Genomic DNA, 14800 nt, shown 5'->3' with positions numbered 1-14800 from the left:
CGCTATGGTATGGAGATATATTACAGAAAAACTAGCGGCGGCAGGCTTTGCGATAACCATTATTTTTTGCTATTTACTTGTGATAAAGAGCTTTAATTTATCTGAATTTAGCGAAGTAGCACATACATGGACGCTGTGGGCAGTTACTTTCGGCTATGGCATTGGGATAACAAGTATTATTGATGGTATTACAGAAAAGTGGGCAGCATTTACACGTTATAAAAATGCAGGTTATATTTTAGCAGGAGCGCTCTTTTTCTTACCTTTTGGCATTTCCGTTTATACAATTATCGTAGGTGTGACAGGTGCTTTAATAGCAGGTATTTTTTTAGCAGGGCAAACGATGGCAAAAAACTCTAAACTATTCACTAGTGCATTTATTATTATACCCTTGCTTGTTTTACTGCTGATTCAGTAAAGAGCTATGAAGTGGATTTTTCGAATTCAGGTAGGGCGAAAAAATAAGAGCGTCTATAAAATTTTAGACGCTCATTAACCACCAGCCTATAAATGCAAGCAATATCCCAAGTACGCAGCTAAGGCACATATAAGTAGCTGCCGCAAGCAAACCCCGACTTTCGTAGAGCTTGACACTTTCTACTGAAAAAGTCGAAAAGGTCGTAAATGCACCTAAAAAGCCAGTACCAGCAAGAAGCTGTAAGGATGAGATAGGTCCAAGGCCGACACAGATGCCTAATAAAAAGGAACCGATTAAATTAATGCAAAATGTAGCTAGTGGAAAGTATGTACGAAAATGCTGCTTTATCCAATTGCTAATGGCAAAACGGCTGATGGCACCAAAAAAGCCACCGATTGCGACAAAAATCATAATCCGCCCTCCTTTGCACCAAGACGTAAACCAATAAGCGCACAAATAAAGCCGCCAACTAAACTAAGAATGATATAGCTAAAGGCTACCCAAACTTGTCCATCCATTAATAAGGTAATATTATCCACACTAAATGCTGAAAAAGTTGTAAACGCACCTAGAAATCCTGTTGTTATAGCTGTTGAAACATTCGTGCTGACATTAGGGAAGCGAGGTAAATAGCTTGTCAGCCAGCCAAGTAATAAGGAGCCAATTAAATTGATATACAATGTAGCGCTTAGCAAGCTGCTATTAAAATATTCAGTGAAAAGAATCCCGATAGCATAGCGTAAAGAAGCTCCTAAGGCTCCCGCAAGACCAATAAGCAAATAATGCATAAAATCACGTCCTTCTAAAACTATATTTTATCATACGAATAAATGGGGTGGGCTAATGTTTTATTTTGTCATGGTATTTTCAGTAACAATGATTTGCCTGCAAGCTAAATTTGCAACAATAGGGCATTTCAAAAAGTGTTTGTTATTTGTAGCTATTTATTTCCCAGTATTATGTTTGGTCTACAGTAGTAAAATTAATTTTTTATTTATGCTCTATTTTTTTCTTATCATGATGATTATGCTAGTCGTTTCTTACTTTAAGCAAAATAGCTTTACCTAAAGGGGGCGCAATGATGGGAATTCGCAGTGCAGTGGTGATAGAAGAAAATGACCATTTTTTATTAATTAAACGTGTGAAAAATGAACAAACCTATTTCGTTTTTCCAGGAGGGCAGGTAGAGCCAGGCGAAACAGTTGAACAAGCAGCCGTTCGAGAAGCAATGGAGGAAGTAGGCGTCCAAGTTGAACTAACAGAATTACTATGCAAGCTTCCATTCAACGGCGAACAAATCTACTACCGTGCAAAAATAATTGGCGGCAAAGTCGGTACAGGCACCGGCCCAGAATACAGCAATCCAGAATTATATACAGGAACATTTGAACCAATTTGGCTAGCAAAAGCTGAACTAAAATCATTGGATGTAAGACCAGCAGAGGTAGTGGAATTAATTGTTAGTACTGTGTGAAAAGCCTTTAGAGGCAACGAGTATGGCAGCGTCAGTGAACATCACAAGGGCAATGTGAAAATGTGATGTTCCATCTCTTTAAAACGAATAAATAAATTTTATAGTAACTCTCTATTTGCTATAGTTAAGCTATGGGATTGAGGTGCGAATGTGAAGCGAACATGATTTACTAGGGGGATTCGCACCGATAATAGGTGTAGTTTTCTATTTAAATGGAAGGCGATTTAGGCTAATATAATCTTAAAGATTTATCTTTTGGTGAAAATCAATGACAAATGTTATTTTTATCTTGTTTTTCACAGTTTCACTCTTTGTAGGGTGAATGGATTGAAATAACAAACAGCTGATACTTTGATTAATAATATCGGTTTCACTCTTTGTAGAGTGAATGGATTGAAATTGATGTCATACTTAATGCATTGGATTGTTCTCCGGTTTCACTCTTTGTAGAGTGAATGGATTGAAATAGCAAGTCATGGAACGGCTAAAAGATGCTGCAGCGTTTCACTCTTTGTAGAGTGAATGGATTGAAATACATCTTATGTGTTGAATAAAAAGAGGATAGCTGTGTTTCACTCTTTGTAGAGTGAATGGATTGAAATGGGTCATAGAAAATATCAGGAGCTGCCTCATCGTTTCACTCTTTGTAGAGTGAATGGATTGAAATTTGATATTTAATAAAGTGCTCCATACCTCTATCGTTTCACTCTTTGTAGGGTGAATGGATTGAACTTTTTGCTTGCGTTGCTCAATAATTATTTGGTTATTGTCTCTCTGCAAAGAGGGAATGTTATTTTTATCTTGTTTTTCACAGTTTCACTCTTTATAGAGTGAATGGATTGAAATTCCCTATAGGTTCGGGAATTAACATCGAAACAGGAGTTTCACTCTTTATAGAGTGAATGGATTGAAATAAACAATCCTCACAAGCGTTGCATGACCAACAATGTTTCACTCTTTATAGAGTGAATGGATTGAAATTGTCATATCTTTAAGTGTGCGACCTTTTCCTAAGTGTTTCACTCTGCATAGAGAAACTTTAGAGCTGCAAAACCACTAATAAAATACAAAGATACCGCATAATTTTCAGGTCTACGTGCCTGTATTATGCGGTTTTTTTATTTTTATAAGAATAATTTTTGTATGGAATATATTTTCATTTACTAGGAAGTATGTTATAAATGTATCATATAGTTAATAAGGTATTTTATACTATTTGAACAATATATAGGATGTGTGTAGATGTTTTCATTTATGAGTTGGACAACGTTGCGTGTAACATTTGAAGCACAAAATAGTGGGAAGTTACCGCCTTATCTTGGCTCTACTGTACGAGGAATATTGGGTCATAGTTTACGTAAAATGGTATGTCCCACACCAAACGTAAAATGCTTTACTTGCCTACTTGCAGAAGACTGTGCCTATGCTAAGCATTTTGTTTCACCTCAAAATCCGGCAGGCTCAATTAATCCATTTGTGCTACATGTATTGACAACAGGTAAAACGAATTGGCAGATAGGTGATATTTGCGAATTTGAAATTACATTATTTGGCGACGCGAATAAACGGATGGAATTAATAGTTGAGATGATTAGAAGAATGGAACAGTTTGGCTGGGGAGCTGAGCGAATCCCCTTTAAATTACTTAAAATTTCCGATGCAACAAATCATAAATTAGTGTGGTACGACAATAAAAAATGGTTACAAAATGCTATAAGGCATCCGTTGCATTGTACTGAACAGCAAGCATCTCATGCTTTTATGCAATTTGCAGTGCCGTTACGTTTACAAAAGAGCAAGCGATTAATTACAGAGCCTTCTTTCGAGGATATTATTCGAGCTGTGACAAGGCGCATTAGCCTATTGTCGCATGCTTATGCAGGGCATCAACTAGAATGGGATAACGAGGCTATGCTAACAGAGGCAAGAGGTGTCAAAACAAGTAAAGCGAAGTGGCAGGTTGATGAATTTAAGAGATACTCAATGAATCAAAAAAATAATGAATTATTATTGGAAACGATTACAGGCTGGGCTTGTTATGAAGGGGATATTACCCCATTTACTCCGTTATTACAGGCCGGGCAATTATTACATATTGGTAGAAACCCGACACATGGCTTCGGACGATATACGATTGATTACAATTAAATGAGGTGGAATGATGGAGAAGAGCAATACATCGGTCATCAGCAAATTATCTGAAAATTATATGAACTTAGAGCAGGGCATTATCGCACAGTTAAACATTGATGCAGAAAATAGTGAAAATATTTGGTTGCCTGTGTTTCGACGGATGGTACCAACAAAGTATAATCTAGAAACCAATGTGTGTATCATTGATTCGTATAAAACAATTTCACCAAAAGTGAGCATTGTCATATATGACGAGCAGTATACGCCTTACATATTCAACTATGGCACGCTGAAATACATCCCGATTGAGGCGGTGTTCGCGGTGGTGCGGTGTGAGAAAGAGCGTGATGAATCCAAGCAGGAATTTGATACATCAAAAGACTGGTTAGATAAGATTCAAAAGTTAAAAACCGATATGAATGCTTACGTGCGTATTCAACAGGGGTTAGTGGACAATACGGTTGATAAATTGTATGAAAAACTTCAAAATCAGATTAAAAAAGAGTCTAATAAAGAGCCACGTAAAGAAACACAGACTTCTACACGACCGATTACGATACTATGTGCTGCAGATAAGGTAGATTCAGAACAGTTTGATATTGTTTTACAAGTACAAAAGATAGATGGCAATGAAAAACTAACAAAAAAAGTAGCGAATGAGGCAGCGTCTCTGGATTACTGGTACGAGCAATTAAATCATTATGTAAATATAGGACATTATGACACAGGCACTTCAGAAATATTACAGCAATTAGTTTATAAAGGAGAGACACAGACTGAACGCACCTTAATGGAGCTAAATGTTTATAAAAATGGGGTTAAAAAAGAAGGGGAGCAAAACGTTTTACTATCTTTAACATTTCAGCTTAATCAATTATTAATGTTAATCAATAATCCAATATTTTTCCCACATGCCTCTTATGTTAGAGCGTTTAACGAAGTAGGTGGAGAAGCATGACACAAGATACAGAAACTTTGAAGCAATTATTCAAGCATTATCAGCATGTGGCGCAATCTGTTACAAGCCAGTTAGCGTTGGAAACACCAAACCATCATGTGACATCAGGTACGAGTAGAGAAAATATTTGGAATGAGGTTTTTCGAAATCTTGTACCTAAGAAATATATTTTGGCACAAAACGTATTTGTTATTGACTCATTTGGTCATATTTCAGCAGAAGTTGATATTGCGATTTATGACGAGCAGTATACGCCTTACATCTTTAATTATGGAAATATTTTGTTTATACCGATTGAGGCTATTGCGATTGTTGTGCAAAGTAAAAGCCGAACACTTGATAAAGATAATTTAAAAGCTTGGGTAAAAACAGTGAAAAATTTACAACCAGTATTAAACGCGTATGTAAGAACACAACAATCTTTACTGGATACGAACCTAAAACATTTAAGAAGCAGTCAATCACAAACGGCTACACGTCCAATTATTATTTTATGCACTTTTAGTATGGAAGAAAAAAAGATTCAAGATTTAAAAGTGGATTTTGACATGATTTTGCATCTCAATAAAGAGCAAAAGCTAACAAAAAGTAATGCCGAAACTTTAACCACCTTAGATGAATGGTACGAGGAATTAAATCATTATGGACATGAGCGTTATGGTGCCGATTATCAAAAGCTAAAAGATCTGGCGGGCATTAAAAAAAATACAGAGGCAAAAGCTGAGGAAGATACAGTTAGGAAATTACAGAGTGTCACAATCGAATTAAACACCTTACTCTCGCTAAAATTTGAGCTAAATCAGCTATTAATGCTAGTGAATAACCCGATGTTTTTCCCACATGCTTCTTATGTAAATATGTTTAACGAAGCACTTGAAATTGAAAGTAAGAAGGAGGCTATTAAAAAAATGGCAGAGTCCAACGATGATTTTTTATTAGCAGTTTATGATATTACAGGTATCCAAGAGTATATTTTTGCTTCCAATCGTATGCAAGAAAATATGGGGGGATCATATATCGTAGGAACAATGGTAGAGCATCATTTTGTTAAAGTTTTAGAAAAATGTGCAAGCCAAAAAAAGGTGAATGTTGAGTGGAAGGGAGTCTCTACTGAAGAGAGTATTTTAAGCAAAAATAGTATTGGAGCAGAGGTAGTCTATATTGGTGGAGGTAATGCCCTTGTTATTTATCGTGATTGGAATCTATACCATAAAGTCAATCGCAAGTTTGCATTAAAGGTACTAGAAGAAAGTGCATCATTAACGATGGTAACAGAAGCTATTCCATTTAGAAAAGATGATGAAAGAACCTATGCAGCATTATATAAAGAATTGATGCAAAAGCTTTCAGAGACTAAATCTAAACAACTGCGCACAAAGCTTAATCAAACATTACCTATTTTTGCTCAAGAGCCGTTTAAAGGTGATGCGATTACACATTATAAAGATAAAGCTAATGTCTCAACCGAGCAATATTTAAAACGTCAAGCTACAAGTGAAAACACTATTTTTGAAAAGTATAAAAAGAGCTTTGTAAAAGAAACTACGGATATAAAGCGTGAAAGAGGTGAAGAAAGCTATATTGCAGTTGTACATATTGATGGAAATGGTATAGGTAATTGGATAAAAAAAGGGTTAGGTAATATGAATACCAATATGCTAGAGAGTATACAAAAACATAGAACATTGTCTCAAAATATAACAGCACTTTTTAGAGATGTTTTTGGAGATGCATTAGATGTATTTAAAAACGAGCAATTACCGATGAGACCTCTTATTCTGGATGGCGATGATGTTACGTTTATATGCCAAGCAGATTTAGCGTTGCCATTTACACATGTATTTATGGAAAAATTACAAGAGAAGAGTAAAGCACTTGATGTAGTGATAGAAGCCTGTGCAGGTGTTGCCTTTGTGCATAGTCACTTCCCATTTGAATTAGCTTATGAGATTGCAGAGCAATGCTGTCAGAAGGCAAAAAAGCAATATTATGACGGAGAACAGGGCTCTTATCTAGATTTTTATCTTGTACGAGGTAGTTATGTAAAGACAATGGATGAACAACGTCAAAATCAAACATACTTGTCACCGCGAGTATATAGTACTGAACAGCTTAAGAAATTAATTGATTTAATTTATAAATTAAATCAACCATTAGATTCTTGGCCACAATCACGCCTTATTGCCTTATATCAAGCTTATTTACAAGACGAAAAAGAAGTGGGCATAGTAAAAGCTGAAGCAAGCTCGAGAGGTTATGAAGAAATAAATAAAGATGAACGCATGTTATTTGATGCACTACAATTAATTGATTTCGGCAAAGGTGAGGAGTGGGCAAAGTGTCAAAATATGAATTAATTATCACGCTGCGAAGTCCTTTGAGTCCAGGAAGTGGAGATAGTATTGCAGGTGTAGTAGACCAAGAAATTACACATGAGCACGGTATCCCCATTATTCCTGCCAAGCGTATTAAAGGGGCTTTAAGAGGCGTAGCTAAGGAATTAGTAGAGTGGGGATTTGTGGAAGTAGAAGAAGTAGATAAGCTTTTTGGTCAACCTGGATCACAAGATAGCTCAGGGTTCAAAATATACGATGCGACTTTAAATGGATTGCCTGCATATTATTTTAATAAAAATCAAAGTTATACTATTAAAGAATATGAACAGTTTATCACGCAAATAAAAGCGCACAACGAGCAAGAGGTATTGCCATTATTTACAATGCTGTATACGAAAACAGCTATAGCACAAGGGAAGGCAGAAACAGGTTCTTTACGTACTATTCGAGTAATTAATAAGGGACTTGTATTTAAAAGTGTTATTGAATTAGATAGTGATAAGCAAAGCACACTTTTAAAAAATTGTGCGAAGGGATTACGCCATTTAGGGTATGGACGAACAAGAGGCTTAGGAGAAGTAAACTGTGAAGTAAAATTGATTGATGAAAATACAAACAAAAAAACTATAGCAACTAAGGGAACAGGTGCTTTTCGTATTACTTTACAACAGCCTGCTTTATTAGCAGGTGAAAAAGGGTTGTATTATAGCTGCACTAATTTTATTCCAGGAAGTGCGTTATTAGGCGTTTTTGCTAGTTTATATATTAAAAAGCATAAATCTCTTGGGCAACAAGCGCATGAAGACGAGACATTTGCCCGTTTATTTTTACGAGGTGGTATTGCTTTCGGCTATGCCTATCCAGAAGTAGATGCTAGAAAGTTCATACCATGTCCAACACATTTACAGCGAATTAAAAATAAAGATGTTGTGATGTATGAAGGAAATAATAAAGGTGATAAGACACTACGTAAAATAAGTACATTAGCACATAAAGAGGATAACAACCTTTATTTATATGAGCCTTTGCAAGAATTTCGTATGCACCATGCTCGCCCAGAAGACCGTCAATACGGTCGAGCGCTTAATGATACGCTGGGAACAGAGGGGATTCAGGGAGAGAAAGGGCAGTTTTATTACTACACAGCTTTACAAAAAGGACAACAATTCGTTGGGGAATTAAAAGGTGAAGCTGAAGATATTAAACTATTGTTTGATTTATTAAAAGATAATGATGGAGCAATTCATTTAGGGCGCTCCCGCACAGCAGAATACGGTGCTGCTAAATTGGAAGCTATTGAACAATTGCCGTCTATAGGTTTTGAAGAAGCGCAAACAGGTGATACAAAAGTGGCTATTTATTTAGCTACGCCATTAACATTGCAAAATGAAACAGGTCGTTATGTTGCTGATACAGCACTCTTAATTAAACAATTTGAACGGAAACTTGGGACAACATTAAATATTGAAAACATGTATCTAAAGCAAACAACATTAACGGGTTATAATGCAAAATGGCGTTTACCTAAACCAGAGCGTTTAGCGTTTGATGCAGGTACAGTGTTCGTTGTTTCAACAAATCAGCAAGATGTAGACTGGGGACAATTAACGGATGAACATTGGGGAGCAGAAACAGCACAAGGTTGTGGTGAAGTTTATGTGTTAGCACACGTAGATACTCAGGAAATGACAGCTCAAAATTTAGATAATAATGTAGAGAGCAGTAGAGGTGAAAAACTACCATTAACTAGAGAGATAGATGTTGCAATAAAGAAGGCTAAGGCAATAAAGCTTGCGCAAATAGAAATACAGACATTGGCTAAAGGGTATAATGCCTTGAGCAAATATAGCAATACAAAGCTATATCAATTAGAACAATATATTTTGAAGGCGTTCGATTTACCAGCAAAATATAAAGTGGAATTAGAAAATAAAAGTAAAGAAATTCTAAACCATATTGGTTCACTAATTAGCAAGGAATTATTTAATGAAGAGCCCTTAAATCAAGATATAAAAGAATTATTAGTCAAAGACTTCTTCCATGCAGTAAGACTGGAGGTGCGAAAAAATGCCAACGAATAGCTTAAAAAATAAACTCCTGAAACGAACGTATATTCAAATTGAAGGGGAGCTACTCTCACCACTACTTGCAGGCTCAGGGGAAAATAATAATACTGACATGGATGTATTGCGTGATGAGCAAGGTAATCCTTTTATTGCAGGTACATCTATTGCGGGTGCATTTCGGCAATGGTTGACAGATAAAGATTTAGATGAAGCGGTTTCATCGCTATTTGGTGCTGAAAAGCAAAAATCTAAAGAATCCAAGGAATCCAAAGAACATGAAGATTTTAGACAAAGCCGTATTTTTATTTCAAATGTTTCTTTTACGGATTATAAAATTAAAACACGTGACCATGTCAAATTAGAAAATAAAGTTGCTGAACAGATGGGGAAATTTGAGGCAGAAGTTATTGAGACAGGTGCTTTATTTACTATGCGTTTAGAATATATTGAACGTGAAAGTTCAAATGCAGAGCAAGATAAAGACCTTATTAAAGCTTTGCTAGATGCGATTGATCTGGGAGAGTTAAAGTTTGGTGGTAAAACCCATCGCGGCTACGGAAAATTAAAAATTAAAAAAGTATATGAGAAGATGTTTGATTATCCAAAAGATGTAGAAGAATGGCTTGATTGGCATTGGGGCTGGAAGGAAGAGGATGAGAAAAAAGCGCTTTTAGAAAATCCTCAACAAACACTTCAATTGTTAAAAGTGTCATTAAATATTAAGCAAACTTTGCTTATTCGTGACTATAAAACAAAAGAAGACGTAGATTATACGTATTTACAAGCTAATGGGAAGCCAGTCATTCCTGGCGCGACATGGGCAGGCGCATTTCGTCAGCGCTTTGTTGAAATTTTACAAGATTTAGCTCAAGGAAATGAAGAAATAGCACAAAATCAAAAGAATATAGTAGAGCAATTATTTGGTAGTAAACATGATAAAGGTAATGGAATGCCTTCAATCTTACAATTTGAGGAATCTGTCATCGAAAACTCTAATTCATTAATCACTACACGTAACGCAATTGATCGTTTTTCTGGTGCAACCATTGATGGTGCACTATTTACAGGAAAATCTATATGTAAAGGCAACACAGAATTAATTATTCGTTGGCGAGATGATAAAGGAATATCTAGTCAGGTAATTCAGGGTATTTTATATTGGCTGATTCAAGATTTACATTATGGCCTTTTAGCAATTGGTGGCGAAACAGCAATTGGCAGGGGGGTATTTGAGTTAAATAAACCTCTAGACATACCTATAGATGAGCTAAAGGCAGGCTGTAATGCTGCGATGACTAAATTGAAGGGGGGTAGCTTGATATGAAAGCAATAGAAACTTCTTCGCTTGTCATAACAGGGACTATAGATAAAGAACAAATTATGGATTGTATTAAAGAACACAATGGATTTGAGTTGTACATTGTTACAGATTATGGTGTTTTGTTAGGGAAAGTGACAAAAGAGCATTTGATTTTAAATGAGAATGAACCTAATCCTGAATTTATTCAAGAAGTACGTATTTTTAATGAAAAAGAAGAAATTAAAATTACACGCCAAGAGGAGCGTTTTGTTTGGCGGAAACGTAAAGATATGGTGAAGGATGCGCCTAAAATTCATTTCATTGATGAATGTCACAAATTGTGGGGGAAAGTAGTAGATGTAAAAGGTGCTTTTTCTATTTTGCACGAAAAGCGTGGTACAAAAATTGCAATCCCTCATAAATATGAAATCGGTGATGAGGTGAGTCTCGTTTTTCGAAAATATATAGCATTCCAAGATAAAGATTTTGCTACAGACCAACCCTTTTCATATAGTGTGGTAGACGAAAGGCTAGTTAAATACGGTAAATTCTTAAAGGAGGGTAAAGATGAGCGATAGTTATTTTATTAATCCCTATAACTTTGTACCTTTAGAGGGAAAGTGTGATAAGCAAGAACGGAGAAATGGTGAGTTCACAGGTGTTATAGAATGCAATTTACAAACTTTAACGCCTACTTTTATTCCAAATAATATTGAAACGTCACAAGAGTTCTTTCATTATCCTCAGGACAAGCAACCAATTATCCCTGGCTCTGAAATCCGCGGAATGATTCGTAGCGTATTTGAAGCAGCATTTAATGGTTGTTTATCACAAGTGAATAAAGGCGCTTTTCATAGACGTTCGATGGAGAAAAAACAAGCAGGGTTGCTATATAAAAAAGACGGAGTTTGGAAATTGCAAGAAGCAGATCCAGTGAAATTAAAAGAGAAACCTTATTTAACAAAATCTAAAAAATTACAAGAAGCTCAATTACTATATAGTAAAAATAATAAGTTGTTTTATGATATACAAGAAAACATTGATTATAAAGAAGGATATGTACATTTAAGTGAACAGGGGATTCATGGAAAACCTATATTTGTATTTCAGCCTAAAGATAAAGTTTATGATTTAGAAGAGAAGGATATCAATTCATTAATAACAGTATTAGAAATTTATCAAAAAAATAGAAATAGCGAAGAAAGTAAAGGGAAATTTCGAGACCATAGCGGTTACGTAGAATATAAAAATATATTAATGGGTTTAAGAGACAACAAAGCAGAAGGTATCATGAAGTTACCTGTATATTATGTTATAACTTCTAATAAAGTTAGTCATCTTGCACCCGCTGTGCTCTCACAAGAAGTGTTTGAAAACACACTGCTATCTATTTTGAAACATCAAGGTGATTATGAGCCTTGTACTTGTCAATCAAAAATATGTGCTGCATGTCATCTATTTGGTTTTGTAAGTGAACAGTTTATGCAAGCATCACGTATTCGTTTTAGTGATGCAGTGCCTAGAGAAGGCGTTGAAAGTTTTGAGGAGATTATAAGACTACCAGCTTTAGGTGAGCCTAAACCAGGGACAATAGAATTCTATGCAGAAAAAATAGTTGGTGCAAAGTACTGGACATATGATTATAAAACAAATCAGGTTGAAGAAACCCTAGATAGCATTGCTCCAAATGATATTAAGCTTAATGGAAGAAAGTTTTATTGGCACCATAAACCTAATACCGAAAAGTATAAAGAAGATGCAAAAAAAACTAAAAAAAGTAAGATGGAATATGATGTAAAGCCCATTAAAGGGAACGGCTCATTCACTTTTAATATTTATTTTGAAAAATTAAGTGAACAAGAAATAAATCAATTATGTAATGTGTTAGATATTAATTCATCTAAAAAACATGCACATAAAATTGGGCGAGGAAAGCCTCTAGGATTTGGCAGTGTATGTATCGAAGTAAATTCTATCAAAGTACGAACGATTGATGGTGCTACAGGTTTATATAGTTACACTGAAAAGTCTCGTGTGGACAACAAACTTTACAATATTCATGAACACTCAGATTTATTACAAATACTTGCCTGTGAACCTAATTTACCTAAAGGTGCAATATCCTATCCTAAAGTGGCTCCAAAGAAGTCGAATGGAAAACCAAACGATATAGCATCACATCAATGGTTTAATAAAAATAATAAGAACAAAAAGGAAATAAAGAGAACATTACCAACAATTAAAGAAGAGACATCTAACAATAAATATCTTTGGCTAAAAATTCTTGAAAAATAATTAATGTTGCGCGAACCTCAAGTGCACATGAAGACCCTAGAAGGTTCGCGCATGTTATGTGTACTTTTCTCTCTAATCTAGACTAATTCCTAGCCTGATGATTTCAAAAGTTGGTAAATGTAGTACACTAAATAAATGAGATTACTAAATTTTTCGGTCACATTCTATATGAGCGTGTTAGTTAAATTTTAGAAAAGCTGAAAAGCGGGTTGATTAACTAAAAAATAATTATCTAAATATGAAGGATTTACATCAGGTGCGAATGTGAAGCAAACATGATTTCCTAGGGGGATTCGCACCAATAATGCAGAGGATTTTCTAGTGAAATGAGAAACTATTTAGGTTAATATGACTGTATAGGTTTGTTTTATAGTGAAAATGAATGATAAATGTTATTTTTACCTTGTTTTTCACAGTTTCACTCTTTATAGAGTGAATGGATTGAAATAGCATCAACGGCACTATTAATCATCACTTTAAAAGTTTCACTCTTTATAGAGTGAATGGATTGAAATTTCCTTCCAGTGTCTAAAGTGTTCGATTTTCGAACGTTTCACTCTTTATAGAGTGAATGGATTGAAATCTTAAATTTTGATTGTTATAGAATTGTAAACGGCGTTTCACTCTTTATAGAGTGAATGGATTGAAATGAGTGGAGGGATAAGACTATGAAACTATGTGAACGGTTTCACTCTTTATAGAGTGAATGGATTGAAATCTCCTTTTAATAATTTAGTTTATGTATTGGTTAGTTTCACTCTTTATAGAGTGAATGGATTGAAATTGGAAACATTACAGCTCCACCGCCTTATCAATTAATGTTTCACTCTTTATAGAGTGAATGGATTGAAATATTTAAGCTGTAAAGAATCAATATAGTTTTTAATCGTTTCACTCTTTATAGAGTGAATGGATTGAAATCAATAGAAGCAAGTTATAACTCCACCGTTATTGTAGTTTCACTCTTTATAGAGTGAATGGATTGAAATTTTTGTATATAATTTTTCTTTAGCCATTATTTAGGTTTCACTCTTTATAAAGTGAATGGATTGAAATTTTCACTTTCTCGATTAAGTTTTTTATATTTCAGTTTCACTCTTCATAGGATAAATAGATTGGAATTTCATAGCATTTAATATAGCGTTGTGTTCAAAGGAATCACTCTCTGTATAGAGAATGGGAATTGAATTTTGGGGCAAAAGGAAAAATAGTTTTGTGAAATCACATTTACATGAGTAACTAATAGCTAGTGCGAATGTGAAGCAAACATGATTTACTAAGGGGATTCGCACCAAGAATATATGGGATTTTCTATTTAAATGGAAGATGATTTAGGTTAAAATAACCTTAAAGAATTATTTTTTAGTGAAAAACAGTGATAAATATTATTTTTATCTTGTTTTTTTACAGTTTCTCTCTGTATAGAGAGAATGGATTGAAATGTAAAATGGACAAGTCTTTTTTTTCGAAATCGTAGTTTCTCTCTGTATAGAGAGAATGGATTGAAATTTTCAGTCCAACGGATTTATTAATGGGTGGTGTCGGTTTCTCTCTGTATAGAGAGAATGGATTGAAATATAAAATGAACTGCACCTGAAGATTTACCATTATCGTTTCTCTCTGTATAGAGAGAATGGATTGAAATACCCATACGGAACCGTATGTTCCATTAATTACTGTTTCTCTCTGTATAGAGAGAATGGATTGAAATTCGTGACATATTGTTTGGAACAAAACGCTCAATCGTTTCTCTCTGTATAGAGAGAATGGATTGAAATATAAAAGCGATTATAAAAGACTATAAGCAAGCCATTGTTTCT

11 protein-coding genes and 3 CRISPR repeat arrays (1 of these 14 cut by a window edge) are annotated in these 14800 nt (G+C 34.8%); of the genes, 9 read left to right on the top strand and 2 right to left on the bottom strand.

Going from position 1 to position 14800, the window contains the following annotated elements; all coding sequences use genetic code 11:
• Positions 1-4: 4 nt before the first annotated feature.
• The gene (locus TY13_RS06245; protein ID WP_042473200.1) at positions 5-418 is read left to right on the top strand and encodes a hypothetical protein; all 414 of its coding nucleotides are present in this window, start codon (positions 5-7) and stop codon (positions 416-418) included.
• A 63-nt stretch (positions 419-481) separates the two neighbouring features.
• On the opposite strand, the gene crcB (TY13_RS06240) is transcribed toward TY13_RS06245, so the two are convergent.
• On the bottom strand, positions 482-829 hold the full coding sequence (gene crcB, locus TY13_RS06240; protein ID WP_042473197.1) for a fluoride efflux transporter CrcB: 348 nt from the start codon (positions 827-829) through the stop codon (positions 482-484).
• A complete protein-coding gene (crcB, locus tag TY13_RS06235) occupies positions 826-1206 on the bottom strand; it encodes a fluoride efflux transporter CrcB (protein WP_042473194.1) in 381 nt (126 codons plus the stop codon). Before crcB (TY13_RS06235) ends, crcB (TY13_RS06240) begins: the two co-directional genes overlap by 4 nt.
• Positions 1207-1496: 290 nt before the next feature.
• On the opposite strand from crcB (TY13_RS06235), the gene TY13_RS06230 reads away from it, so the two are divergent.
• The 8 genes from TY13_RS06230 (at position 1497) to TY13_RS06195 (ending at position 12980) form a co-directional block, all read left to right on the top strand.
• Entirely contained in the window at positions 1497-1892 is a 396-nt protein-coding gene (locus TY13_RS06230) for an NUDIX hydrolase (RefSeq protein WP_326583269.1), read from the top strand.
• A 301-nt stretch (positions 1893-2193) separates the two neighbouring features.
• Positions 2194-2873: direct repeats of the CRISPR family, unit length 33 nt; unit sequence GTTTCACTCTTTATAGAGTGAATGGATTGAAAT.
• 261 nt (positions 2874-3134) lie between these two features.
• Positions 3135-4040, top strand: coding sequence for a CRISPR system precrRNA processing endoribonuclease RAMP protein Cas6 (cas6, locus tag TY13_RS06225; protein ID WP_042473187.1), 906 nt, complete (start codon positions 3135-3137; stop codon positions 4038-4040).
• Positions 4041-4050: 10 nt separating this feature from the next.
• The gene (locus TY13_RS06220; RefSeq protein ID WP_154661541.1) at positions 4051-4983 is read left to right on the top strand and encodes a DUF6602 domain-containing protein; all 933 of its coding nucleotides are present in this window, start codon (positions 4051-4053) and stop codon (positions 4981-4983) included.
• Positions 4980-7340, top strand: a complete 2361-nt coding sequence (locus tag TY13_RS06215) for a DUF6602 domain-containing protein (protein ID WP_042473182.1) — start codon at positions 4980-4982, stop codon at positions 7338-7340. Before TY13_RS06220 ends, TY13_RS06215 begins: the two co-directional genes overlap by 4 nt.
• Positions 7322-9400: an RAMP superfamily CRISPR-associated protein gene (locus TY13_RS06210; RefSeq protein ID WP_042473179.1), complete on the top strand. Its 2079-nt coding sequence runs from the start codon at positions 7322-7324 to the stop codon at positions 9398-9400. The genes TY13_RS06215 and TY13_RS06210 overlap by 19 nt, the downstream gene beginning before the upstream one ends.
• Positions 9387-10709, top strand: coding sequence for an RAMP superfamily CRISPR-associated protein (locus TY13_RS06205; protein ID WP_042473176.1), 1323 nt, complete (start codon positions 9387-9389; stop codon positions 10707-10709). Before TY13_RS06210 ends, TY13_RS06205 begins: the two co-directional genes overlap by 14 nt.
• Complete coding sequence (gene csx19 / locus TY13_RS06200; RefSeq protein WP_042473174.1) at positions 10706-11263, top strand: type III-D CRISPR-associated protein Csx19; 558 nt, start codon at positions 10706-10708, stop codon at positions 11261-11263. Before TY13_RS06205 ends, csx19 begins: the two co-directional genes overlap by 4 nt.
• A complete protein-coding gene (locus tag TY13_RS06195; protein ID WP_042473171.1) occupies positions 11253-12980 on the top strand; it encodes a TIGR03986 family type III CRISPR-associated RAMP protein in 1728 nt (575 codons plus the stop codon). Before csx19 ends, TY13_RS06195 begins: the two co-directional genes overlap by 11 nt.
• A gap of 415 nt (positions 12981-13395) precedes the next feature.
• Positions 13396-14102: direct repeats of the CRISPR family, unit length 33 nt; unit sequence GTTTCACTCTTTATAGAGTGAATGGATTGAAAT.
• Positions 14103-14388: 286 nt separating this feature from the next.
• A CRISPR array of direct repeats spans positions 14389-14800; the repeat unit is 33 nt (it continues 161 nt past the right edge of the window).

Source organism: Bacillus ndiopicus (assembly GCF_000612805.1).
In the GTDB taxonomy this organism is placed as follows: domain Bacteria; phylum Bacillota; class Bacilli; order Bacillales_A; family Planococcaceae; genus Metasolibacillus; species Metasolibacillus ndiopicus.
This window is presented reverse-complemented; position numbering and strand designations above follow the sequence as displayed.

Bases quoted from the DNA above. Each gene is read 5' to 3' on its own strand.
- TY13_RS06245 (WP_042473200.1), top strand. From the start codon at position 5: ATGGTATGGAGATATATTACAGAAAAACTAGCGGCGGCAGGCTTTGCG.
- crcB (WP_042473197.1), bottom strand. From the start codon at position 829: ATGATTTTTGTCGCAATCGGTGGCTTTTTTGGTGCCATCAGCCGTTTT.
- crcB (WP_042473194.1), bottom strand. From the start codon at position 1,206: ATGCATTATTTGCTTATTGGTCTTGCGGGAGCCTTAGGAGCTTCTTTA.
- TY13_RS06230 (WP_326583269.1), top strand. From the start codon at position 1,497: ATGATGGGAATTCGCAGTGCAGTGGTGATAGAAGAAAATGACCATTTT.
- cas6 (WP_042473187.1), top strand. From the start codon at position 3,135: ATGTTTTCATTTATGAGTTGGACAACGTTGCGTGTAACATTTGAAGCA.
- TY13_RS06220 (WP_154661541.1), top strand. From the start codon at position 4,051: ATGATGGAGAAGAGCAATACATCGGTCATCAGCAAATTATCTGAAAAT.
- TY13_RS06215 (WP_042473182.1), top strand. From the start codon at position 4,980: ATGACACAAGATACAGAAACTTTGAAGCAATTATTCAAGCATTATCAG.
- TY13_RS06205 (WP_042473176.1), top strand. From the start codon at position 9,387: ATGCCAACGAATAGCTTAAAAAATAAACTCCTGAAACGAACGTATATT.
- csx19 (WP_042473174.1), top strand. From the start codon at position 10,706: ATGAAAGCAATAGAAACTTCTTCGCTTGTCATAACAGGGACTATAGAT.
- TY13_RS06195 (WP_042473171.1), top strand. From the start codon at position 11,253: ATGAGCGATAGTTATTTTATTAATCCCTATAACTTTGTACCTTTAGAG.